At 65.8% G+C, this 23,157-nt stretch carries 23 protein-coding genes and 2 tRNA genes; 10 read left to right on the forward strand and 15 right to left on the reverse strand.

The genetic code is table 11. The features are described 5' to 3' along the window. Positions 1–241: 241 nt before the first annotated feature. Together rplL and rplJ are read right to left on the reverse strand one after the other, a co-directional pair. On the reverse strand, positions 242–622 hold the full coding sequence (gene rplL / locus AC0WR5_RS16635) for a 50S ribosomal protein L7/L12 (protein ID WP_475864796.1): 381 nt from the start codon (positions 620–622) through the stop codon (positions 242–244). Positions 623–694: 72 nt separating this feature from the next. After that, positions 695–1,207: a 50S ribosomal protein L10 gene (gene rplJ, locus AC0WR5_RS16640; protein ID WP_475864798.1), complete on the reverse strand. Its 513-nt coding sequence runs from the start codon at positions 1,205–1,207 to the stop codon at positions 695–697. A gap of 566 nt (positions 1,208–1,773) precedes the next feature. On the opposite strand from rplJ, the gene AC0WR5_RS16645 reads away from it, so the two are divergent. After that, on the forward strand, positions 1,774–2,448 hold the full coding sequence (locus AC0WR5_RS16645; RefSeq protein ID WP_475864799.1) for a YkgJ family cysteine cluster protein: 675 nt from the start codon (positions 1,774–1,776) through the stop codon (positions 2,446–2,448). Positions 2,449–2,514: 66 nt separating this feature from the next. Here the strand turns inward: AC0WR5_RS16645 and rplA are convergent, their stop codons facing one another. The 8 genes from rplA to AC0WR5_RS16685 form a co-directional block, all read right to left on the reverse strand. Next, entirely contained in the window at positions 2,515–3,213 is a 699-nt protein-coding gene (gene rplA / locus AC0WR5_RS16650; protein ID WP_475864801.1) for a 50S ribosomal protein L1, read from the reverse strand. After that, positions 3,213–3,638: a 50S ribosomal protein L11 gene (gene rplK / locus AC0WR5_RS16655; protein ID WP_475864803.1), complete on the reverse strand. Its 426-nt coding sequence runs from the start codon at positions 3,636–3,638 to the stop codon at positions 3,213–3,215. Before rplK ends, rplA begins: the two co-directional genes overlap by 1 nt. 171 nt (positions 3,639–3,809) lie before the next feature. Continuing rightward, complete coding sequence (gene nusG / locus AC0WR5_RS16660; protein ID WP_475864805.1) at positions 3,810–4,343, reverse strand: transcription termination/antitermination protein NusG; 534 nt, start codon at positions 4,341–4,343, stop codon at positions 3,810–3,812. Between the two features lie 183 nt (positions 4,344–4,526). Beyond that, positions 4,527–4,718 (reverse strand): preprotein translocase subunit SecE, encoded by a 192-nt coding sequence (gene secE / locus AC0WR5_RS16665; RefSeq protein WP_475864807.1) that lies wholly within the window; start codon positions 4,716–4,718, stop codon positions 4,527–4,529. 385 nt (positions 4,719–5,103) lie between these two features. Further along, positions 5,104–5,179 (reverse strand) — tRNA-Trp (locus AC0WR5_RS16670). A 117-nt stretch (positions 5,180–5,296) separates the two neighbouring features. Next, the gene (locus AC0WR5_RS16675; protein ID WP_475864809.1) at positions 5,297–6,298 is read right to left on the reverse strand and encodes a zinc transporter ZntB; all 1,002 of its coding nucleotides are present in this window, start codon (positions 6,296–6,298) and stop codon (positions 5,297–5,299) included. A gap of 158 nt (positions 6,299–6,456) precedes the next feature. Continuing rightward, positions 6,457–7,632, reverse strand: a complete 1,176-nt coding sequence (tuf, locus tag AC0WR5_RS16680) for an elongation factor Tu (protein ID WP_475864789.1) — start codon at positions 7,630–7,632, stop codon at positions 6,457–6,459. 165 nt (positions 7,633–7,797) lie between these two features. Next, entirely contained in the window at positions 7,798–8,472 is a 675-nt protein-coding gene (locus AC0WR5_RS16685; RefSeq protein ID WP_475864810.1) for a hypothetical protein, read from the reverse strand. A gap of 112 nt (positions 8,473–8,584) precedes the next feature. Between AC0WR5_RS16685 and AC0WR5_RS16690 the strand changes: the two genes are divergently transcribed. Continuing rightward, positions 8,585–9,970: a cytochrome P450 gene (locus AC0WR5_RS16690; protein WP_475864812.1), complete on the forward strand. Its 1,386-nt coding sequence runs from the start codon at positions 8,585–8,587 to the stop codon at positions 9,968–9,970. Positions 9,971–10,099: 129 nt separating this feature from the next. Here AC0WR5_RS16690 and AC0WR5_RS16695 read toward each other — a convergent pair whose 3' ends face one another. Then, positions 10,100–12,427 (reverse strand): DNA topoisomerase IV subunit A, encoded by a 2,328-nt coding sequence (locus AC0WR5_RS16695; RefSeq protein ID WP_475869046.1) that lies wholly within the window; start codon positions 12,425–12,427, stop codon positions 10,100–10,102. A 205-nt stretch (positions 12,428–12,632) separates the two neighbouring features. Between AC0WR5_RS16695 and AC0WR5_RS16700 the strand changes: the two genes are divergently transcribed. The 4 genes from AC0WR5_RS16700 to AC0WR5_RS16715 all read left to right on the forward strand — a co-directional run bounded on the left by AC0WR5_RS16700 (position 12,633) and on the right by AC0WR5_RS16715 (position 15,070). Continuing rightward, positions 12,633–13,310, forward strand: a complete 678-nt coding sequence (locus AC0WR5_RS16700; RefSeq protein WP_475864814.1) for an SH3 domain-containing protein — start codon at positions 12,633–12,635, stop codon at positions 13,308–13,310. Between the two features lie 57 nt (positions 13,311–13,367). After that, positions 13,368–14,207: an SDR family NAD(P)-dependent oxidoreductase gene (locus AC0WR5_RS16705; RefSeq protein ID WP_475864816.1), complete on the forward strand. Its 840-nt coding sequence runs from the start codon at positions 13,368–13,370 to the stop codon at positions 14,205–14,207. A gap of 88 nt (positions 14,208–14,295) precedes the next feature. Beyond that, a complete protein-coding gene (locus tag AC0WR5_RS16710) occupies positions 14,296–14,493 on the forward strand; it encodes a twin transmembrane helix small protein (protein ID WP_475864818.1) in 198 nt (65 codons plus the stop codon). 4 nt (positions 14,494–14,497) lie between these two features. Next, positions 14,498–15,070 (forward strand): cob(I)yrinic acid a,c-diamide adenosyltransferase, encoded by a 573-nt coding sequence (locus AC0WR5_RS16715; RefSeq protein ID WP_475864820.1) that lies wholly within the window; start codon positions 14,498–14,500, stop codon positions 15,068–15,070. Positions 15,071–15,079: 9 nt separating this feature from the next. Here AC0WR5_RS16715 and AC0WR5_RS16720 read toward each other — a convergent pair whose 3' ends face one another. Both AC0WR5_RS16720 and AC0WR5_RS16725 read right to left on the reverse strand, forming a co-directional pair. Next, positions 15,080–15,874 carry a hypothetical protein gene (locus AC0WR5_RS16720; protein ID WP_475864822.1) on the reverse strand — a complete coding sequence of 265 codons (795 nt, stop codon included), beginning with the start codon at positions 15,872–15,874 and terminating at the stop codon, positions 15,080–15,082. A gap of 24 nt (positions 15,875–15,898) precedes the next feature. Beyond that, on the reverse strand, positions 15,899–16,888 hold the full coding sequence (locus AC0WR5_RS16725) for a 2-hydroxyacid dehydrogenase (RefSeq protein ID WP_475864824.1): 990 nt from the start codon (positions 16,886–16,888) through the stop codon (positions 15,899–15,901). Between the two features lie 188 nt (positions 16,889–17,076). Between AC0WR5_RS16725 and AC0WR5_RS16730 the strand changes: the two genes are divergently transcribed. Both AC0WR5_RS16730 and AC0WR5_RS16735 read left to right on the forward strand, forming a co-directional pair. After that, on the forward strand, positions 17,077–17,625 hold the full coding sequence (locus tag AC0WR5_RS16730; protein WP_475869047.1) for an SH3 domain-containing protein: 549 nt from the start codon (positions 17,077–17,079) through the stop codon (positions 17,623–17,625). 222 nt (positions 17,626–17,847) lie between these two features. Further along, positions 17,848–17,922: transfer RNA gene (locus AC0WR5_RS16735), tRNA-Gln, on the forward strand. A 234-nt stretch (positions 17,923–18,156) separates the two neighbouring features. Here AC0WR5_RS16735 and AC0WR5_RS16740 read toward each other — a convergent pair. Beyond that, positions 18,157–19,602, reverse strand: a complete 1,446-nt coding sequence (locus tag AC0WR5_RS16740; protein ID WP_475864826.1) for an aldehyde dehydrogenase — start codon at positions 19,600–19,602, stop codon at positions 18,157–18,159. Between the two features lie 598 nt (positions 19,603–20,200). Here AC0WR5_RS16740 and AC0WR5_RS16745 point away from each other — a divergent pair. Then, on the forward strand, positions 20,201–21,292 hold the full coding sequence (locus AC0WR5_RS16745) for a hypothetical protein (protein WP_475864828.1): 1,092 nt from the start codon (positions 20,201–20,203) through the stop codon (positions 21,290–21,292). Positions 21,293–21,555: 263 nt separating this feature from the next. Then, on the forward strand, positions 21,556–22,194 hold the full coding sequence (gene grxB, locus AC0WR5_RS16750) for a glutaredoxin 2 (RefSeq protein ID WP_475864830.1): 639 nt from the start codon (positions 21,556–21,558) through the stop codon (positions 22,192–22,194). Here the strand turns inward: grxB and AC0WR5_RS16755 are convergent. Continuing rightward, positions 22,191–23,138, reverse strand: a complete 948-nt coding sequence (locus AC0WR5_RS16755) for a LysR family transcriptional regulator (RefSeq protein WP_475864832.1) — start codon at positions 23,136–23,138, stop codon at positions 22,191–22,193. The two genes, grxB and AC0WR5_RS16755, sit on opposite strands and share 4 nt — an antisense overlap. Positions 23,139–23,157 lie beyond the last annotated feature (19 nt).

Here is a 23,157-nt window from a genome sequence, read left to right on the forward strand (position 1 = left end):
ACGGATGTCACCTTTCGTTTCTCTTACGGGTGCGAATACCGTCGGGCCCCGGTATTGCGCCCTATCGAGACAGGGGGTTCGGATCCATGCCTGGCCACCGTCCCAATGGTGGCCTCCCGATCCTCGAACCGCGCCTTAGGCAGGGCTTTCTCGAAAGCCCTCTCTGAGACAGGTTCGGCTGAACGCGGGCATCCCCGCGTCCAGCCTGTAAATCCTCGCATCCGGGTTACCCCGGAAGGGATTACTTGACTTCGATCTCGGCGCCAGCTGCTTCCAGCTTGCCTTTGATCTCTTCGGCTTCTTCTTTCGAAACGCCTTCTTTGACAGCCTTGCCGCCGGCTTCCACCAGCTCTTTGGCTTCTTTGAGGCCCAGGCCGGTGATGCCGCGGACTTCTTTGATGACGTTGATTTTCGAAGCGCCGGCCGACTTCAGGATGACGTCGAACTCGGTTTTTTCTTCTTCAGCAGCAGCAGCGTCGCCGCCTGCCGGGCCAGCCATCATGACGGCGCCGCCAGCAGCGGGCTCGATGCCGTATTCGTCTTTCAGGATGGTTTTCAGTTCTTGTGCTTCGAGAAGCGTCAGACCAACGATCTCTTCAGCCAGTTTTTTCAGATCAGCCATTGTGACTCTTTCCGTATCTCTAGATGTGTTCCAACGTTAAGGTATGCAACCCCACGCCGGTCTCTCGGTTGCTTACGCCGCCTTGTCCTCGATCGTGGACAGGATGGAGGCGATGTTCGAAGCAGGCGCGCCAATGGCACCGGCGATGTTGGAAGCGGGTGCGCCGATGCAGCCGACGATGGAAGCGATGAGCTCCTCGCGCGACGGCATTTTCGACACGGTTTCCACACCGGCCCGGTCCAGAGCGTTCTCACCCATCGCACCGCCAAGGATTTCGAACTTTTTGTTCTCCTTGGCAAAGTCCTCGGCCACCTTGGCTGCCGCCACGGGGTCCTCGGAGTAGGTCAGAACGGTCATGCCCGTCAGAAGATCAGCAATGCTTGCGCAGGGCTTGCCTTCCAGGGCGATCTTGGCGAGCCTGTTCTTGGCGACGCGCACGCTACCGCCAGCCTCACGGGCTTTGGCGCGCAGAGTTTGCATCTCGGCAACCGTGAGGCCGGTGTAGTGGGCAACCACCACAACGCCAGAGCTTTCGAAGATCTGGCCGAGCTCGTCGACCACTTTCTCTTTCTGGGCTCTATCCACAGTTTCACTCCAAGTAGGGAGGTTTGACCCTCCGGCTCATTTCCGCCGGCACGTAAAGTCCCGGCATTCGGGTCCTTTTACGGGTCCGTCCAATCTCGCCCCGGGCGCCGCTTGCGCAGATACCCGAAGAAATCTGGTCTTTTCCCGTCTCAGGCAGGATTTATGAAGGTCGGGACCTTCACCCACCGTCTCGGACGAATCGTCAGGGCAGACGAATCCCGCCAACCCCAACAGCGGGGCTTCTAGGCCCTTTGGGCCGCAATGTGAAGAGTAAAAAACAAGTAACGAAGCCGCACGCGTTTGCGCCGGCCCGGTGACTTCGGTGCGACACGGCTCCGCAAGCGGCTGGACGCGACCGTCCGCCCCTTATACTCCTTTCCGTCGAGGCGCGCCAGAGGCGGATTGCCCGGCCCGGGGAACGCCACGAAAACAAGCCACAAGTATCAGCGAGTTGAGAGCCCATGAGTGACAGGAAAGCGAGACGCCAGGCGGCCGGCGCCAGGGGCAAACGCCCGGCAACGATCCAGGCACTACGTCTTAAGCTGGAGCGCGCTCGAGCCCGGGGCATGCCGAAGCCCCTGGAAGAACGCGGCCGGCGCATCCTGGATGCCTACCTTGCCGCAGCGGAGACCGAGGGGCAGACGATGGCGACGGTGACCGGCGAGATTGCCTCCGGCGAAGTCGCGCGGAAACTGGCGGCGATGACCGGTGAGCAGATCCGCGCCGGCCAACCGGAAGAACTGGTGAATGCCGCCTGCAGCGAGGGCTGTGCTTTCTGCTGTATCCTTCTCGAAGGAGACGGCGGCCTGATCACCGAGGCGGAGGCGGTACAGCTGCATGGGGCCCTCGCCCCACTCGCAGGCGCCCCGGACGGGCGAGACTGGAACGCAAACGCCTGTGCGGCTCTCGATCCGCAAACCCGAAACTGCCGCGCCTACGAGGTTCGGCCCACCGTGTGCCGCTCCTTCATTTCGGTCGATGTCGAGGCCTGTCGGGACAACGCCGAAGGCGGCGATGCCGACGGTTCCGGCATGCTGGGAAACCACCTCGATTACCTGACCATCCTGGCCCTCAGCCGGGACCTGATGAAAGGCACTGCCCGGGTCTCGACCTATGCGCTGCAGGACCTGGCCAGTGCGGCTGTCGACGGGCAGAATCTCGAGACGGCCCTTAAGACAGCCCGACACCCCTCCTCCGAACTGGAAGACAGCTGCTGGGACATCGGCAACTCGCCGTCCTGACGGCCGAAAAGAAAAAGGGCGACCCGCAGGCCGCCCTTCTCTGTCTCTTCACTGTCCCTGAAAAGATCAGTTGCCGGTCGCGTTTTCCACGTCGACAGACACGCCCGGGCCCATGGTGGAGCTGAGCGAAACCTTTTTCATGTAGGTGCCCTTGGCACCGGCCGGCTTGGCCTTGGAAACGGCGTCCACGAAGGCGCGCACGTTTTCGACCAGCTTGGCTTCGTCGAAGGAAACCTTGCCGATGCCTGCGTGCACGACGCCGGCCTTTTCGGCACGGAACTGGACTTCACCGCCCTTGGCCGCTTTCACGGCGTCGGCAACATCCATGGTCACGGTGCCGACCTTGGGGTTCGGCATCAGGTTGCGCGGGCCGAGGATCTTGCCCAGACGGCCGACGATCGGCATCATGTCCGGGGTTGCGATGCAGCGATCGAATTCGATCGTGCCACCCTGAATGGTTTCCATCAGGTCCTCTGCACCGACGATGTCCGCACCGGCAGCTTGGGCTTCTTCGGCCTTGGGGCCACGGGCGAAGACGGCCACGCGAACGGTCTTGCCGGTGCCGTTGGGCAGGCCGACAACACCACGAACCATCTGGTCTGCGTGACGGGGGTCGACGCCGAGGTTCATCGAGATCTCGAGGGTCTCGTCGAACTTGGCGGAGGCGTTTGCCTTGATCAGCGCGACGGCTTCCTCGACGGAGATGTCTTCCTTGCCGGCGAATGCTTCACGAGCGGAGCGGGTACGTTTACCGAGCTTTGCCATTACTTCACCTCGATGCCCATGGAGCGGGCGGAGCCCAGGATGATCTGCATCGCCGCTTCGATATCGGTGGCGTTCAGGTCCTTCATCTTCGCTTCAGCGATTTCCTTGACCTGAGCAACGGTCACCGTACCAACGGTTTCCTTGCCGGGGTTGTTGGCGCCCGACTTCAGCTTGGCAGCCTTCTTCAGGTAATAAGACGCGGGGGGCGTCTTGATTTCCATCGTGAAGGACTTGTCCTGGTAGTAGTGGATCACGGTCGGGCACGGCGCACCGGGCTCCATGTCCTGCGTTTTGGCGTTGAACGCCTTGCAGAATTCCATGATGTTGATGCCGCGCTGACCCAGCGCCGGGCCCACGGGCGGGCTCGGGTTGGCTTGCCCGGCCTTCACTTGCAGCTTCATGCTGCCAACGAGTTTCTTGGCCATTGGCCTTCTCCTTTGTCATCGGTGCGTCGGATCACGCACCCTACACGGACACGACGCGTCGTGCCCTACTCTGCGCGTGGTCTGGTCCGGGCTCGCGTGCCCTCGCCTCCCACGGATGCAACCGGCACTGCCCCGGCGGGATGCGCGCAATCACGCATCGTGGCACGCGGATCAGCCTTGCTTGGTGACCTGCGTGAATTCCAGCTCGACCGGAGTTTCCCGGCCAAAGATCGACACCGACACCTTGAGGCGTTGGTTGTCGTCGTCCACTTCCTCGATCATGCCGTCGAAGTCCTCGAACGGGCCGTCGTTGACCTTGACCCTCTCGCCCACTTCGAAGTGGATCAGCGTCCGCGGGGCTTCTTCGCCTTCCTGGACACGGTTGAGGATCTGGTTCACCTCGGCGTCGCGCATCGGCATCGGGCGACCTTGCGGGCCCAGGAAACCGGTGACGCGGTTGATCGAGTTTATCAGGTGATAGCCGGTGTCCGACATTTCCATGTGGACCAGCACGTAGCCCGGCATGAAGCGCCGCTCGGCGGTCACCTTCTTGCCACGACGAACCTCGATCACCTCTTCGGTCGGCACCAGCACTTCGTCGATCTGGTCTTCAAGACCTTTCTCGGCAACGCTCTGCCGGATCTGCTCGGCGATCTTCTTCTCGAAGTTCGAGAGGACCGAAACCGAGTACCAACGCTTTGCCATGTCGCAACGACCCTTCGTATTACCTCTCGGCCAACTGACCGAATTCCTTGTCATTTCCGCCATCCAGGCCCGACGGGCCGAAGCGGTCTCCCCAATAGAAAATCGGCGCGGGGCTCGAATCGCCGCGCGCCAGACTGAGGGATTGGGCTGTCAGATACAAAGATGCGCCGGAAAGCGCAAGCCTCAGCCGAAGAAGCGCAGGATCTGCTCGAGACCGAACCGGATCACCATGTCGACCAACGCGAAGAAGATGGCCGTCAGCGTTGCCATGACCAGCACCATGATCGTGGTCAGCACCACCTCGCGGCGGGTCGGCCAGGACACCTTGCCGATCTCGGCACGGGTCTGCTGGATGAATTGCAACGGGTTCGCCATGGGCTGAATCCTTACGTCGGTATCACGTCGGTATCATGTCGGTATCGCGACGGTGCGGAATCCCAACACGGGAGAATGGCGAGGACATACGGAAAGCGGCCGGTGGTTTCAAGGGTCGTTCTCGCGGAGGCCCCTGCGGCATGTACCCTGCCGACGCCTGATGCGCCCCTGTGCGCAGCGGCCAAGCCTACCGGCTGCCGCGCATGTCATTGACCCGGTGGAGCAATCCCCGCCACTGCGTGACCGCGCACCGCGGCGGGTAGCGACCGTGCCGCCCCGAATATCCGGGCGGACAGGACGGCGGAAGACGCGCCCAAAGGACCACCCACCCGATGCAGAAAGTATCGGGCAGCGCAGAGCATTTCATGTGCGGGAGATTTCGGACTGGCAGGGGCTGAGGGACTCGAACCCACGACCCTCGGTTTTGGAGACCGATGCTCTACCAACTGAGCTAAACCCCTAGTCCGTCGCAGTCGGATAAGGCAGCGCGCAGTGAAGATCAAGGCCCCCCGCGGCGGGAAAATGAAATTCTTTCCACCTGGCCCGGATCTTTGCGGCAGGCTCCGCCCTGCCCCGGATCAGATCCAGCCGATCCGCCGCAGCAACCAGATCTGCACCGCGACCAGCACCAGCATGATTCCGGCAAAAACGGCAAAGGCCACGCGATCATCCGACCCTGGTATGCCGCCCACGTTTATCCCGAAGAGCCCGGTCAGGAAGGTCAGCGGCAGGAAGACCACCGAGATGATCGAGAGCACATACATGTGCTGATTGATGCGGTCGCTCAGCTGCCCGGCCAGTTCGTCGCGCAGGACAACGAGGTTATCGCGAAGTTCGTCGACGTTCTCCGTCAGCCGGGTCAGGCGGTCGTGGCTGCGCAGGATCTCCCTCAGGTCGCGCCGGGTCAGCAGCGGACTGTTGCAGATCTGCAGCGTGCCGAGCGCATCGCGCTGTGGCGGCAGGTGGCGGCGCAGCTCGACAAGAGCCAGGCGCAGGCGGACGATTTGTCGGCGCAGGTCCCGGTGCGGCTCGTCGATGACCTCCGCTTCGAGCTCGTCGACCTCCAGATCGAGATCGCGGATGAAAGGTTCCAGGTGGTCCGTGAGGCGCTCGCCCAGCAGCGCGAGGAAGCCACCCGGGGTCACCGGCCCGTCACCCCGGAGCGCCTCTGCCCGGATTTCCTTGAGCGCGCGGATGGGTGCCCGGGAGAGCGTGATGATTCGCCCGCTCTCCGCCCAGACACGTACGCCGAGCATGTCCTCCTTGTCCTTGCCCTCGTTGAGGTTCACGGCGCGGAAGACCACCAGCAGATCATCCCCCACCCGCCCGGCCCACGGGCGCGTCTCGGTCTGGGTCAGGGCATCGAGAACGGTCTCGTCCATGTCGGGCACATTGGCCTCCAGCCAGGCCAGGGCATCGGGATGCGCCGCATCGAGATGCACCCAGGTCAGCGGCCCACCGGCAAGGCGGCGCGCCACGTCCTCGGCCGGCAGCGGCGTCCAAGCCGCGGCACTGCCGGCGGCATGGTCCGCCTCGGCAGCGGGCTCGAGGGTCAGGGCGAAATGGATCAGGTCACTCATGGCGAAAATGATAAATGCTGACAGGCAAAAATCCAGCCCCGCCAGAGTCATCGCGGCAGCTTTCCTGGCGGGACCGCAAAACAAAAACGGCGGGGTTTCCCCCGCCGTTTCCTATCGATTGCGTCAGCTGCGGGGGTGTCCCTCAGCCTGCGCGATCATCACTCGATGATCTTGGAGACAACGCCCGAACCAACGGTCCGGCCGCCTTCACGGATAGCGAAGCGCAGCTTCTCTTCCATGGCGATCGGAGCGATCAGCTCGACGGTGAACTTCAGGTTGTCGCCGGGCATCACCATCTCGGTGCCGTCGGGCAGCTGAACCGTGCCGGTCACGTCCGTCGTACGGAAGTAGAACTGCGGGCGGTAGTTCGCGAAGAACGGCGTGTGACGGCCACCTTCTTCCTTGGTCAGGATGTAGGCTTCGGCTTCGAACTTGGTGTGCGGCTTGACCGAACCCGGCTTGCAGAGAACCTGGCCACGCTCGACGCCTTCACGGTCGATACCGCGCAGCAGGGCGCCGATGTTGTCGCCGGCTTCACCGCGGTCCAGCAGCTTGCGGAACATTTCAACGCCCGTGCAGGTCGTCTTCTTGGTGTCCTTGATGCCGACGATTTCAAGTTCGTCGCCGACGTTCACGACACCACGTTCCACGCGGCCGGTCACAACCGTACCACGGCCCGAGATCGAGAACACGTCTTCGATCGGCATCAGGAAGGGCTGGTCAACGGCACGTGCAGGCTGCGGGATGTAGGCATCCACGGCGGCCATCAGTTCCTTGATCTTCTCTTCGCCGATTTCCGGGTCACGGCCTTCCAGTGCGGCCAGGGCCGAACCTGCGATGACGGGGATGTCGTCGCCGGGGAAGTCGTAAGCCGACAGCAGTTCGCGGATTTCCATCTCGACGAGCTCGAGCAGCTCTTCGTCGTCGACCTGGTCAACCTTGTTCATGAACACGACCATGGCGGGAATACCCACCTGGCGGCCCAGCAGGATGTGCTCGCGCGTCTGCGGCATCGGGCCGTCAGCTGCGTTCACAACCAGGATCGCGCCGTCCATCTGCGCAGCACCGGTGATCATGTTCTTCACGTAGTCGGCGTGGCCAGGGCAGTCGACGTGCGCGTAGTGACGGGCTTCCGTCTCGTATTCAACGTGCGCGGTCGAGATCGTGATCCCGCGGGCCTTTTCTTCCGGCGCGCCGTCGATCTGGTCGTAGGCCTTGAAATCACCGAAGTATTTCGTGATCGCAGCCGTCAGCGTCGTCTTGCCGTGGTCAACGTGACCGATCGTACCGATGTTGCAGTGCGGTTTGCCGCGCTCAAACTTTTCCTTACCCATGGTCAGGCGCCTCTGTGTTTGGGGCCCAAGGGGCCGATTTCACTCCGGGCGCGATTTATTGGGTCTGAAGGGGAAAATCAAGCGGGACTTGGAGGGAAACCGGCGCTGTTGCGCCGTTCCCGCGCGGCCTGGCAGAGCGGGAGATGACCCGCCCCGCCGGAACGGTCAATCTGCGGCCGTGCCGCCGGCCACCTGGCTGGCCACGGAGGCGGCCGAGGTGAAGGTGCTGCCGGTGCTTTCACCGCTCCCCTTCGGCGCCAGGTCGAACCATTCGGGATGCATCAGCATCCAGCGTTCCACCTCCTTGGCGGCATTGCGCGTGAGGTTCTGAAGCTGCTCTTCCTTGGATTGCGTAAGGCCGGAGCCAACCACCGTATCGGCCGAGAGGCTCTCGAGGATGGTGATGGTCTCGGGCTCGTCGTTCAGCTTCTTGCCGGCGGCATCGTCCCAGAGCGTCACCTTGATGATCAGCGCGGATTTCGGCGACAGGATAAGGGGAATGCCGGGCTGCGCCAGCATGTAGCCTTCGACCGAAATACCGAAATCATAGAGCCTGTCGCCGTCGTAGCGCCCAAAGCGTTCGTCGATCGCGGCCTGCATCGCGGTGACCATTTCCTCTTCCGTGGCTTCCCGCGAGAGCGGCCCCTGCTTCATCTTGCTGGCCACGACGATGTTGTGGCCGAGCGCGAAATCCCCGAGGTCAGGGGGAGTTTCGTCGAGGTCGTTTGAATTGGTGCAGGCGCTGAGAAGCAGGGCCGCCGCAGCGCAGAGGGCCGGCAGGCGGTAGGCAGAGCGGATGCGGAACATGTAACCCCCGAAGTGGAAAAGTCCCGCGGGCATAGCCCATCCCCCCGTGGTTTTCAATTCACGAGGGCGCGGGTCGGGCTTTTTCGAATGGCACCTGCGACCTATATCAGACAGCACCGCCGACCCCTTGCCACGGAGACCCGCCATGCCTGATACAGCGCGGCCCGGAGACACCCCGCCCGCCCGGCTGCCCGTACGGGTGCCGCTGGTAACCGAGCCGCTCGGGCTGCTCGGTTCGCTGCGCACCGCGCGGCGCAACGTGCTCGAGATCGTGCCGGAACTGGCGGTGAAACAGCCTATCGTATCGGGCAGGATGGGGATCCGCTGGCACATGGTGATGGATCCGGAGGCGCTCCGGCACATCCTGCTGGAACGCCCCGAGGATTACCCGAAATCCGCCGTCACCAAGAGCCTGCTGGGCCCGGCAATCGGTGACAGCCTCTTCATCGCCGAAGGCGCGCACTGGCGTTGGCAGCGGCGCGCTGCGGCCCCCGTTTTCTCGCATCGCAACGTCACGGGGCTGAGCCCGGTGATGACCGCCGCCGCGGAACGCGCCAGCGGGCGGATCGCCACGGCGGGCCCCCGCGCGATCGACATGGCCGACGAGATGGTTCGGGCCACCTTCGAGGTGATCTCCGACGTCACCTTTTCCGGCGGCCGGAGTTTCGACCGCGAGGCGGTGCATGGCGCCATCGACGCCTATATCGCCGATGTGGCGCGGGTCTCTCTCTTCGATATCCTGGGGCTGCCCGGCTGGGTGCCCCGGCCATCCCGGCTGAACTCCGGCCGCGTCGTGCGCAAGATGAAGGCCATCGCGGACGACGCGATAGCCACCCGGCGTGACCGCGCCCCGAGCGCCCTGGCGCCGGATCTTCTCGACCTGCTCCTGGGCGCCGAAGATCCCGACAGCGGCCGTACCATGAGCGACCGCGAGCTTGCCGACAACCTGCTGGCCTTCATCGTCGCCGGGCACGAGACAACGGCGCTGGCGCTCGGCTGGGCCCTCTACCTCTGCGCCTTCGCCCCCGAGGAGCAGGCCCGCGCCAGCGCGGAGGCCCGCAATGCGCTTAAGGGCCGCGCGGCGACGGCGGATGACCTTCAGGACCTGCCGCTGACACGCCGGATCATCGACGAGGCCCTGCGTCTCTACCCGCCGGCGGGCTTTGTCTCGCGCACGGCGCAGGTGGCCGACAGGCTTTGCGACCGCGAAATACGCCCGGGTGACACGGTGATGCTGCCGATCTATGCGCTGCACCGGAACCGGCTGCTCTGGGACGACCCCGATTCCTTCCGGCCGGACCGTTTTGCCGACCGCAAGGCCATCCCGCGCTACAGCTACCTGCCCTTCGGAGACGGGCCGCGAATCTGCATCGGCGCCAGCTTTGCCCTCCAGGAGGCGATCATCATCCTGGCAACGCTGCTGTCGCGGTTCCGCTTTCGTGCCGTGCCGGGCAAGACGCCAAGACCTGTCCTGATACTGACCCTGCGCGCCGAGGGTGGCATCTGGCTCGAAGCCGATCCGCTGGACTGACCTGCCCCGTTTCCCTGTTGAAAATATCCCCGCCGGAGGCTCGGTCCGCAGGACCGAAAACGCCCCGGACATTGTCCGGGGCGTCGCTTCGCGGAGGATATTTCAAACAGGGAAACGGAAGGGGCCGGATCAAGTGAACCGGTTGTCCCTCGGGAAGCCGCGCGGCGCCATGCGCCCCGTCGAGGCGCGCTTGGCCGTCCATTCCGACAGGTCGGTTTCGGTCCGTGTACGGCCCGCCGGATCGCGCCATGAAAGCCCCGCCTCAAGGATGATCGTGGTGAGGTCCGAGAGACCGCCGTCCTTGTACTTCTGAAGCCGGACGCCCTTGCCACGGCCCATCTCGGGCAATTCTTCCAGCGGGAAGACCAGCACCTTGCGGTTCTCGCCCACAACGGCGACGTGATCGCCGGTGACCGGCTTGACCAGCAGCGCGCGCACGCCCTCCTTGACGTTGAGCACCTGCTTGCCGGAGCGGGTCTGGGCCACGACGTCATCCTCGGGCACGATGAAGCCGTCACCGGCCGTCGAGGCCACGATCAGACGTTCGCCCGGACGGTAGATGCGCATGTCGACGATCTCGGCCTCGTTGGGCAGGTCGACCATCAGGCGCAGCGGTTCGCCCATGCCGCGTCCGCCAGGCAGGTTCACAGCCTGGAGCGTGTAGAAGCGTCCGTTCGTGCCGAAGACAAGCAGCTTGTCCGTCGTCTCGGCGTGGAAGGCAAAGCGGCCCTCGTCACCGTCCTTGAACTTGAGCTTGTCCTGGGCCGCGAGGTCGATATGCCCCTTCATCGCGCGTATCCAGCCCATCTTGGAACAGACGACGGTAATCGGCTCGCGCTCGATCATCGCTTCAAGCGGCACCTCCTCGGCCTCGGCGGCGGCCTCGATCAGGGTGCGACGGGCGCCACCCTCGAAATCCTTGCCGAAGGCCTTGCGGGTTTCGCGCAGCTCGTCGGCGATCCGGTTCCACTGCAGGTCCGGCGTGGCGAGCAGATCCTCGAGCCCCGCGCGTTCCTCCATCAGCGCATCACGCTCGGCATTCAGCTCCATCTCCTCGAGACGGCGCAGGGAGCGCAGGCGCATGTTCAGGATCGCCTCGGCCTGGACCTCGGTCAGCTCGCCTTCGTCATCCTGGCCGATGGGCGAGACGTAATCCTTCTCGTCCATCACCCGGGCCCGCTTCTTGGCCCATTCCTCGGCCATCAGCGCGGCCTTGGGATCGTTGTCGTAGCGGATGATATCGATCACCCGGTCGAGGTTGAGGAAGGCGGTGATCAGGCCTTCGAGCACCTCCAGCCGGTGGTCGATCTTCTCCAGCCGGTGCTGCGAGCGGCGTTGCAGCACCTCGCGACGGTGATCTAGGAAGGCGCGCAGCACCTCCTTCATCGAGCAGACCTTGGGCGTCAGCCCGTCGATCAGCACGTTCATGTTCAGCGAGAAGCGCACCTCGAGATCCGAGTTGCGGAACAGCATCGACATCAGCACGTCGGGATCGACGGTCTTTGAGCGCGGTTCGAGAACCATGCGGATGTCGTCGGCGCTCTCATCGCGGATATCGGCGAGGATCGGCACCTTCTTGGTCTGGATCAGGTCGGCGATCCGTTCGACCAGTTTCGACTTCTGCACCTGGTAGGGGATCTCGGTGACGACGATCTGCCACTGGCCGCGGCCGAGGTCCTCCTTCTCCCAGCGGGCGCGCAGGCGGAACGAGCCGCGCCCGGTGCGATAGGCATGGGCGATGTTCTCGGGGCTCTCGACCAGGGTACCGCCGGTGGGGAAGTCGGGCCCCGGCACATATTGCAGAAGCGTGTCGTCACGGGCGTCCGGCGTCTTGATCAGATGCAGGCAGGCATTGCAGAGCTCGGCGATGTTGTGCGGCGGGATGTTGGTGGCCATGCCCACGGCAATGCCGGAGGAGCCATTCGCCAGCAGGTTCGGGAAGGCCGCCGGCAGCACGACGGGCTCGGTCAGCGTGCCGTCGTAGTTGTCGCGGAAATCCACCGCGTTCTCGGTGAGCCCCTCCATCATGGCCTCTGCCACGATGGTCAGCCGCGCCTCGGTGTAACGCGAGGCCGCCGGGTTGTCGCCGTCGATGTTGCCGAAGTTCCCCTGGCCGTCGACCAGCGGATAGCGGACGTTGAAATCCTGCGCCAGGCGCGCCATCGCATCGTAGATCGCGGTGTCGCCATGGGGGTGATAGTTGCCCATCACGTCGCCGGAAATCTTCGAGCTCTTGCGGAAGCGCGAGTTCGGCCCGAGCTTCAGCTCTCGCATGGCATAGAGGATCCGGCGGTGCACCGGTTTCAGCCCGTCGCGTGCGTCGGGCAGCGCGCGGTGCATGATCGTCGAAAGCGCATATGTCAGGTAGCGTTCGCCGATCGCACGGCGAAGCGGTTCGGCCAGGGCGGCCGGCTCTGCGGGGGCGCCGATATCGGAGTCGTCAGGGGTATCGTTCATGGGATCGGTGATAGCCGCAGCCCGTGTCACGGTAAAGCGGGCAGTTTGCATCACGGCCGGTCATCGACAACTGGGGAGAGGGCGCGCAGGAGGCGCATTCAAGGCCGGCAGGGGACGGAAATGTCGCCTGCGGCGAAAATTTGCCAATCGGGAGGAACCTTTGAGGTGTGGCACCGTTGGATTTGCAGCCAACGGGAGTCTGCCAATGTTCAAGTTCATTACCGTCACCTGCCTATTATTGTTCTTCGTTTTCTATGAACTGAGCGGCGGTTCCGATTTCGTTCCGCTCACGGAGCGCCGGGCTGCGGAGGCCGCCGGAGCGGCACAGGCCACCACGGAGGTCGCGGCTGCCACCGCACCCGCGGCCAGCAAGCCCGAGGCCATGGCGCGTTCGGCCACGCGCCTGCCGGCGAGAAGCCAGCCCGCAGGCGTGGTGCTCGCCTCGGCCTCGGCAAGTGACGCGTCCTCGTCCCTGCCCTCTTCGGTTACGGCCCTGCCACTGGCGCGGGTGAGTGCGGCCCCAGGGAGCCGGGACGAGACACCGGTTCTGGGGCTGAACGAGATGGTGAAGGCGGGTCAGGCCCTGGGCGAGGCCCCCGGGGAGGCGCCCCGCGCAACGGCGGAGGTCTTGAAACCGCAGCAGGCGGCGGCGCAGGTCCCCGCGCAAGCGGCGACACCAGCCCGGGACATGCGCCGGGTGACCGGCACCACGGTCAACCTGCGCCTGGGGCCGGGCACGCGGTACAACGTCATCGGCAAGCTGAACCGCGGCGACGAGGTCGAGGTGATCGGCGGCACGGGAAGCTGGCTGAAGCTGAAGGTCTCCGACGGCGGGCGGATCGGCTGGATGGCGGACTGGCTTGTCACAGGAACCCGTGGCTGAGGCCCGGCATCCCTGACCGGGCTTGCCCGGGCGGGGCCGGATCTGCATAGCTGGGCCATGAGCAGATCCATCCTGATCACCGGGTGTTCTTCGGGCATCGGTCGCAACGCCGCACTGACCCTTCACAGGCGCGGCTGGCGCGTCTTTGCCTCGGTCCGCAACCCCGACGACATCGCCGCGCTGGAGGCCGAGGGCCTGACCGCACTGCACCTGGACTATGCCGACCAGACAAGTATCGAGGCGGCTGTCGCAGAGGTTGTCTCTGCCACAGGAGGCACGCTGGACGCGCTCTTCAACAACGGGGCCTTTGCCATTCCCGGCCCGGTGGAAGACATCAGCCGGGAGGCCATGCGGGCCCAGTTCGAGACCAATTTCCTCGGGCCTCATGGGCTGACGCGGGCCATCCTGCCGATCATGCGGCGCCAGGGGCACGGGCGGGTGGTGAACTGCTCATCGGTGCTCGGGCTGGTCGCTGCGCCCTGGCGCGGCCCCTACAACGCGACGAAATTCGCCCTCGAAGGTCTGAGCGACACGCTGAGGGTCGAGATGGCCGGCACCGGGATCGAAGTGATCCTGATCGAGCCTGGCCCGATCCGGACGGATTTCCGCAAGAACGCCATCGCGGCCTTTGAAACATGGGTCGACTGGGAACGCTCGGAGCGGGAGGAGGAATACCGCAACGGTCTTCTCGACAAGCTCTACAAGCGCCAGCCCGGACCGCCGAAGCCCGATCGGTTCGAGCTGGGCCCCGAGGCGGTGACGGCCAAGCTGATCCGCGCGCTGGAAGATCCGAGGCCCAAGGCGCGCTATTTCGTGACCACGCCCACCTACATGGCCGCGGCAATCCGGAGACTGCTGCCCGCGCGGCTGATCGACAGGCTGGTCCGGGATGCCTGAACGGCAGCCCTGAGGCAGACCGCAGAAATCACCTTTCGCAATCGCCGGTTGCCGGGCTACATGGGGGCAAAGGCGAAAGGATTGTCTCATGCCCATCGACCCGCTTTTCCTGCTTGTCGGCCTTGCCTTGCTGCTCGTGGTCGGAGTGCTGCTGCTGGGCGTGGGCAATTTCGCCAAGGGGGGTGACCCCAAGAAATCCAACAAGTTGATGCAATGGCGCGTGGGAGCACAGCTGGGCGCGATCATCCTGATCGTGCTCTTCGTGCTGCTGCGCAGAGGGGGATGACACAATGGTCGTGCTGTCGAAAATCTATACCCGCGGCGGAGATGCCGGCGATACCGCACTGGGTGACGGAAGCCGGGTGCCCAAGCCATCCGTGCGGGTCGAAGCCTATGGCACGGTGGACGAAACCAATGCCACGGTGGGCCTGGCGCGGCTGCATGCCGAGGGCGACACCGATGCGGCCCTGGCGCGCATCCAGAACGACCTCTTCGACCTGGGCGCGGACCTTTGCCGCCCGGCAATGGAGAAGGACGGCGAGGCGGAATACACGCCCCTGCGCATGATCCAGAGCCAGGTCGACCGGCTGGAAGCCGAGATCGACGCGATGAACGCCAACCTGCAGCCGCTGCGCAGCTTCGTGCTGCCCGGCGGCAGCCCGCTCGCCGCCCATCTGCACCTGTGCCGAACGGTCAGCCGCCGGGCGGAACGCATGTCGGTGGCGCTGATGTCCGGCGAAGGCTGTAACCCGGTGGCGGTGAAATACCTGAACAGGCTGAGCGACTGGTTCTTTGTGGCCTCGCGCCTGGCCAACAACGGCGGCGCGGGGGACGTGCTGTGGGAGCCGGGCAAGACCCGCTAGGGCCCGCGTTCAGGCAAGCACCACGCGACGGGCAATGGCCCAGATCGCCAGCAGCAGCACCATGGGCAGGACGACCATCCGCAGCAGGAAGATCCCGACGAGCGTCAGGGTGCTCTGCAACAGGTCGTCCGCCTGCTGCCAGAAGAAGGCCGCCGCACCGCGGTAGGCCTCCCAGCTCTCGCGCCAGGACTGGTCGTTGACGTCGACCAGCCGGCGCGCCTGACCGGCGATGCCGTCGAGCGTGGCGTTGGCCTGTTCGGCCGCCGTCGCGGTGAGCAGATCACCGCCCCAGACGCCGATGACGAAGGCCAGCGGCAGACCGATTGCCAGGGCAAAGCCGAGGCCGCCACAGACCCCGCCCAGCCGTTGCAGCACCGGCGGGGCGCCGTGCCAGCCGGTCGACATCTCGCAGCCGCCGCGGGTCAGGAGTGCCACCGCCAGCAGGACGAAGCCGACGGATGCCACGGGCGCCAGCGACATCGACAAGAGCCCCGCCAGCAGGGCCAGCGCGAAGATCACCCCCGAGACACGTTCGACGGTGTCGTCGACCGGTTCGAGCCATTTCAGCGGCTGGATGTTGCCCTCGACGAAGAAGGAGCCGCCCACCTGCACCTCCTGCGCAAAGGAGAGCGCGGCGTTGATCGAACGCAGCGAGATGTAGGTTGCACCGGAGGCGACGGCGATGTCGCCCTGATAGGCGCGGGCGGCCGTCACCACCGGGTTCTGCCTCGGGAAGGCCGCGAGGAAGAGGCAGGCCACCGCAAGGACGATGGCCAGCAAGGGCGTGCGCGCAGATCTGTTCATTTGGCTTTGGTCCGGTCTGGCGGCTCAGGTCATCGCCGGCAGGACGAGATCCGGCGGGCGGTGACCATCGGCGAAGGTCTTGATGTTGATGATGACTTTTTCGCCCATCTCGATGCGCCCCTCGCGGGTGGCCGAGGCCATGTGCGGCAGAAGCACGACATTCTCGAGCTGGCGCAGGCGGGGATTGCCGTCGCGGCCATAGCCGAAGACATCCAGGCCGGCGCCGGCGATCTCGCCCGCGCGCAACATCCGTGTCAGGGCGTTTTCGTCGATGACCTCGCCGCGCGAGGTGTTCACGATCACCGCTTCGGGCTTCATCAGCTTCAGCCGCCGGGCGTTCATCAGGTGAAAGGTGGAGGGGGTATGCGGGCAGTTGATCGAGAGCACGTCCATCCGCGCGACCATCTGGTCGAGGCTCTCCCAGTAGCGGGCACCGAGGTCGGTCTCGATCTCCTCTCTCAGGCGGCGGCGGTTGTGATAATGCACCTGCATCCCGAAGGCATTTGCGCGACGGGCCAGGGCCTGACCGATGCGGCCCATGCCGAGGATGCCGATGCGCTTGCCCGCCACCCGTGCGCCCAGCAGGGCATTGGGGCTCCATCCCTCCCAGCGCTCCTGAGAGCGCATGAGGGCAAGCCCTTCGGGAATCCGCCGCAAGAGCGCCAGGATCAGGGCAATGGTCATGTCGGCGGTGTCCTCGGTGACCACGTCGGGGGTGTTCGACACCAGGATCCCGCGGCGTCGCGCGGTCTCGACATCGATATGGTCGAAGCCCGCCCCGAAGTTCGCGATCAGCTTCAGCTGCTCGCCTGCCTGGCTGAGCAGCGACTGGTCGATGGTATCGCGCAGGTTGGGCACCAGGACATCGGCGGTGCGCACCGCCTCGACGAGTTCCTCGCGGCTCATCGGGCGCTCCTCGGGGCCGGTGGTGACATCGAACAACTCGGCCATCCGGGCCTCGACGGGCGCGGGCAAACGTCGCGTAACGACAACACTCAGACGTCGCATTGGCATTCCGATCCTCCTTCGGCTTCCCAAACGGGCGCTTCGAAGGCAAAGTGGCCGAAAGAGGTACGGGGCACAAGAACCCCGACCCCGGATTGAGGCAGAAACAGGCTGAGACCATGAGCCACAGGCGAACAGGCGCGCTCGCGCTGGTGATTTCCCTATTCTCGACAGCAGGTGTCCTTGTCGCGGAAGAGATGCCGGGCAAGGAAAGCAGCGATATTCCGAGCGATCCCCCGGTGCTGGCCTCGGTCCAGCAGGTGCCTTCGGCGCCCGCGGCGGTGCCCGCCGAACCGCTGCCCATCCCGGCCGAAGCGTCCATCGGCCCCGAATCCGGCCTGCCGATTCCGCGATTCGTCTCGATGAAATCGGACCGCGCCAACGTGCGCCGCGGCCCCTCGAAGACCCACCGGATCGACTGGGAGTTCCTGCGCCGGGGCATGCCGGTGGAAGTATTGGCGGAATATGGCCACTGGCGCCGCATCCGCGACCACGATGGCATGGGCGGCTGGGTGCATTATGCGCTGATCTCAGGCAACCGCACGGTGCTGGTCGAACAGGACATGCTGCAACTGCGCTATCGTCCCGATCCCGATGCCCGCGTCACGGCCAAGCTGGAAGCCGGGGTCATCGCCGACCTGGGCGACTGCAACCATGACTGGTGCGAGCTCTCGGTCTCCGGCTACAAGGGCTGGGCCCCCAAGACCGCGGTCTGGGGCGTGGACCCCGACGAGATTCGGAACTGAGCCGAAACACCCCCTGCTGAAGCCAGGCCGCCCGCGGCCCCTGACCCACCACGCCCTGCCACGTGGCGGCAGCCCGCCGTTACGCGCCGTTTGGCGCACGGGGATTTCCTGGCGCATCCCAATGCCGCAAGGGCCTTTTTCGATGCCCGGAAAATTACCGCAACATTTCCGTCAAAAAGGGGTTGAACCCCGCCAAGGTCCAGAGTAATCAGCGCCCCACGTTGGGGTGTAGCCAAGCGGTAAGGCAGCGGTTTTTGGTACCGTGTACCGTAGGTTCGAATCCTACCACCCCAGCCACTTCTCTCTGAAAAGATACCTTACGACGCGCGGGAACAATCAGCCCTGCGGGGTCGTGCCGAGCGTCCGGGATTGCGCCCGTGGCGCCCCGTTTCGCTGCGCGAGCGGGAGGTCGGTTTCGGCTCCCCGACAACGGGGCATCACGCGCTCCTTGCGCCCGTGACGGCACCGGACAGGCATGGCTGCGCCGGGATGACCCGGGCCATCGGGCCCGGGCCGGAAGACAGCCACCGGTCAGAAGGGATAGGCCTGACCCGGGTTCTCGATGGTGATCCAGCGCAGATCGGTGAACTCGGCGATGCCGGCCTTGCCGCCGAAACGACCGTAGCCCGAAGCCTTGACCCCACCGAAAGGCATCTGAGGTTCGTCCGAGACGGTCGGACCGTTGATGTGGCAGATCCCGGTCTGGATCCGGTTGGCCACCTCCAGCGCGCGGGTGATGTCCTGACAGAAGACCGCGGAGGAAAGCCCGTACTCGGTGTCGTTCGCGACGCGGATGGCCTCTTGGGTATCGGCCACGCGTATGATCGACTTGACCGGTCCAAAGCTCTCCTCGGCATAGATCCGCATCTCCGGGGTCACGCCGTCGAGCAGGGTCGCGGCGTGCATCGCCCCGTCTCGGGTGCCCCCCGCCACCATCCTTGCGCCCTTGGCGGTGGCATCGGCGATCAGCGCATCCATCTTCTCGGCCGCGGCCTCGGTCACCAGCGCGCCCAGCACGACCTTGTCGCGGGGATTGCCGTAGGGCAGTCCGGCCGCGCGTTCGGCCAGCTTGGCGACGAAGGCATCTGCCACCGCGTCCACCACGATGATGCGCTCGGTCGACATGCAGATCTGTCCCTGGTTCATGAACGAGCCGAAGATCGCCGCGTTCACAGCGCCGTCGAGGTCGGCGTCCTCGAGCACCACGAAGGGCGCCTTGCCACCGAGTTCCAGCAGGGCCGGCTTGAGGTTTTCACCGGCCAGGCGGCCGATGATGCGCCCGACACCCGTCGCCCCGGTGAAGTTCACATGCCGCACTTCGGGCGCCTCGATCAGGGCCTTCACCACCTCGGCGGCATCCTCGGGCGCATTGGAGATGACGTTGATCGCACCGGCCGGCAGGCCGGCGGCGGTCAGGCATTCGCCGATCAGGCGATGGGTCCGCGGGCAGAGCTCGGAGGACTTCAGAACCACGGTATTGCCGCAGGCAAGCGCCATGGCGACGGCCCGGGTGCCGAGAATCACCGGCGCGTTCCAGGGCGCGATACCGAGGCAGACCCCGCGCGGCTTGGCCACGGCCATGGCCAGGGTGCCGGGCTTGTTCGAGGGGATCACCTCGCCGCCGATCTGGCTGGTCATGGCGCCGGCCTCACGCAGCATGCCGGCCGCGAGATGCACGTTGAACCCCGCCCAGACCTCGGTCGCGCCGGTCTCCTCGACCATGGCGTTGACGAAATCGGCGGTGCGTTCCTCCATGATGTCGCCGGCCCTGACCAGCACGGCGCGGCGCGCCTCGGGGCCCGTCGCGGCCCATTCGGCAAAGGCCGCCTGGGCCGCGGCCACGGCCTTCAGGGCGTCGCCGGTGCTGGCGGCGGCGGCGCGGGTGGCCACCTCGCCGGTTACGGGATCAGTGCGGTCGTAGCTGCGCGCCTTTTCGGCAGCCACGTCCGTGCCGCCGATCAAAAGATCCAAAGTCATGCGAATACTCCTCAGTTCAGCCCATTGCCCATGGCATTGATACGGGCCGCATTCCTCCGTCGCAGGCGTTGTTCACGCCTCGCAGCCAGACAGACCCCTCCGGGAGCGGAAAGGCAACCACCGGCACGATTTCCGCCGGGCGCCGGGACCGATCCATGGTGCGGAGGTCCGCCCTTGCCGGTTCCCGGAGGGGGCTGAAATGCCGCCGAAAAGGCCCGCCGAAAGGGCCTCTCGGGGACGTCGGTATTCAAGAAAATGAATGTTTTTAAGGTGCTGAAAAGGCCGGATTCCAACGTCGGTATTACGTCGGTATCGCGTCGGTATCGCGTCGGTGCGAAATCGCGCGGGGAGGGGCCGATACAGGGACTGGACTCGGGACTGGAATCGGGGGTGCGGACAGGGAATGGAAGAGCCGCAAGCGGAACTCCGCAACCCTGCATTGCAGCGATACTGTCTGACGGGTAATCTTGCAGAAGCTGTGGCAACATCGCGCCGGCATCTGACGGGCGCAAACCACTGGCAGCGGATCATTGGCACCAGTGGCGGCGCGGGTCGGGAACCGGTGCCACCATTGGAGACCACCATTGGAGGATTGCGCATGGCGACGGGACCGCTCGCGGAGACGGCGGAGGCCGGGCTGAGCCTGCCGGGCGACCCGCGCCCAGATGCGGCCCTTGCCGAGATCTGGGAGGCCGACCTGCTGCCACTGTTCCGGGCCGGCCGGTCCGAGGCGCGACGCCGCCAGCGGATGAGCAGGATCAGCGGCATCGGCCTGTTTGCCCTGGGCCTGATCGGGGCCGCAGCCCTGCGGATCTGGCCGCCCTTTCCCGACACGAGCCTGTGGATCCCGCCGCTCGTCGGCTTCGGCCTCTGCGCCTTTTTCGCGGCGTTGGTGGCACAGGAAAACCGGCGCGGTTTCAACAGCCGGCTGAAAGGCAGGATCCTGCCCCTGCTGGCGGAATGCATGGGCATGCGCCACGACCACAGACCCGCGGCCGATTTCCTGGACCTGAGAGCGGTGGCCGGGCAGAGGATGCTGGCCCATTTCACCCGTGTCGACCTCGAGGACGGGCTGACCGGTAGCTGGCGTGGCATGGGATTTCGCTGGGTCGAGGCAAAGCTGACCTCGCCCGGGGGCGGCAGCGACGACGGGCCGGGCGACCGGCGCCGGGTGAGTTTCGAGGGCATCGTGATGGAGGTGGAGACGCCGCACCCGATGCCCTGGATCCTCTTCCAGCCGCAGACGCAGGAGGCCCCCGCGGACAGCCATGCGACCTCTCACAGCGGCGGCACGGTGCTGCAACGGATGCGGTTCGGCGGCTATGACCTGCCGGGGGGCTATGCCGTCTATGCCGCCGACCCGGCAGCGGCGGAGGCCGAGATCGGCCCGGCCTTTGCCAGCACGCTGTCCTCGATCGCCAAGCGCCACGGCCGCGCCAACCGGCCGGTGAGCGGATTTTTCCACGGCGACCGGTTTACCCTGCTGATGCGGTTCAACCGCCCCTTCCTGGAGCTGGATGCCTACAAGGTGGACGAGGCCGGATTCGCCGTGGCCTGTCGCGGCGCGCTGGAGGACATGATGATGGTGCGGCAGATCATCGACCTGCTGATGGACGGGCCGGACCGCAACCCGGTTGATGCGCCGGACGGCGAGAGCGGGTTTCACCCCGAGCAGGAGCCGGGGCCCTGAGGCCGCGACTGGACGTTCGCCCCCCCTGCCCCATCTCTAGGGGGATACCGGTGTGACCGGGAAGGCGCCAGATGCCCCGAAACGGGCAGACCCGGCGCATCGCCAGAAAATTCAGGCCCGACGGCGCCCTGCCGGCTGGCCCCGCGCGCGCCGATGGGCGAGGCAGGGCCCGAGCGGAGGGCCGGCGCGCCCCACAGGGGGTGCGCGCACCTCTCGCGCCGGCGTCAGCGCCCGACGGCCACAGGACAGAATACGGAAAGCCAATGAAACTCTACGTCTATGACCATTGCCCCTATTGCGTGCGGGCCCGCATGCCCTTTGGCCTGAAGGACATTCCCTTCGAGCTGGCCTTTGTCGACAACGACGACGAGGAAACGCCGATCCGGATGATCGGCCAGAAGATGCTGCCGATCCTGGAGGACGGCGACGGCCACATGGGCGAGAGCCTGGACATCGTGGCCAAGCTGGACGCGCTGAAGGGCGAGAAGATCTTTGACGGCGAGGCCGATCCGGTGCTGGCCAACTGGCTTGGCCAATGGGGCGGCGTGGTGAACACGCTGGTGATCCCGCGCACGCCCGACCCGGTGTTCCCGGAGTTTCGCACCGAGAGCGCGCGGGCCTATTTCACCGCCAAGAAGGAAGCGACATTCGGCGATTTCCCGGGGCTGATCGCACGCACCGACGAGGCGCTGGCGCAGATGCACACCGGGCTGGCCGAGCTGGTGCCGGCGCTGCCGGGCGTGGCGCCCTCGATCAACGATATCCTGCTGTTCCCGCAGCTGCGCAGCCTGACCATCGTGCCGGGCCTCGAGATGCCGGCGCCGGTGGCGGACTACGTGGCGCGGATGTCGGAGGCCAGCGGCGTGCCGCTGGTGAGCGAGCTGAAGGCCGATGCGGCCTAGCTCGTCGAAGAGGCGGGCGAAGGGGCCGGATAGCGCCGGCCCCGGGCGGCCTCGGCGGCGATGAAGCTGTCGAGCAGACGCAGCACCGGCGGCCGGTTTTCCGCGCTGAGCCGCGCCAGGCTGATGCGCGCCGGCGCCAGGTCGGCGATGGGCACGAAGGCGAGGTTGGGCCAGCGGTGCTTTTCCGCGACGCTGGAACAGGTGATGCCCATGCCGATGCCGGTGGAGACCAGGGTGAGCATCTCGTCGACGGTGCGGGCGCGCGGGCCGACGGTGCGCGGGCTGCTGCCATCGGGGCGGGGATTGACGATCCAGTAGTCGCGGTCGGATTCCGCGTCGACGATGGGTTCCTCGGAGAGATCGGCGATCCGCACCGCCCCGGCCCCCGCCAGCGGGTGATCGGCGGCAAAAATCGCGATGCGCTCGGTGGTGCAGAGCGGCGTGGTCAGGAGGGTGTCATCGGCCCCCGATTGCTGCAGGTGGGCAAAGGCCACGTCGACATCGCCCCGGCGCAGCGCATCGAATTCCTCTCCCCAGGCGAGAAAGACCATGCGGATTTCCAGCCGCGCGCCCTGTTCGGTGCCGGCGACCTCGAGCAGGGCGCGTACGAGGTCATTGGGCGTCGAGGTGCCGAAGCCCACCCGGAGCGTCAGGCGGGCGGCATCGTCACGGGCGCGTTTCATCACCCGGGAGGCATGGGCAAGCAGGTCGCGGGCCTCGGGCAGGAGGGCCTGCCCCGCCGGGGTGAGCTGTGACGGCCGCGACGAGCCCTGCGGCGCGCGGGTGAGCAGCGGGGTGCCCACCAGATCCTCGAGGCGGCGGATGCCCTGCGAGAGCGCGGGTTGCGACAGGCCCTGCGCCGCGGCGGCCCCGGTGAAGGAGCCGTGTTCGGCGAGGGTCACGAAATAGCGCAGCAGGCGCAGATCCAGGTCGGGCATGGGCATGGCGGGACGGCGAGCTCAT

This window comes from Pseudooceanicola sp. DL12 (assembly GCF_056270665.1).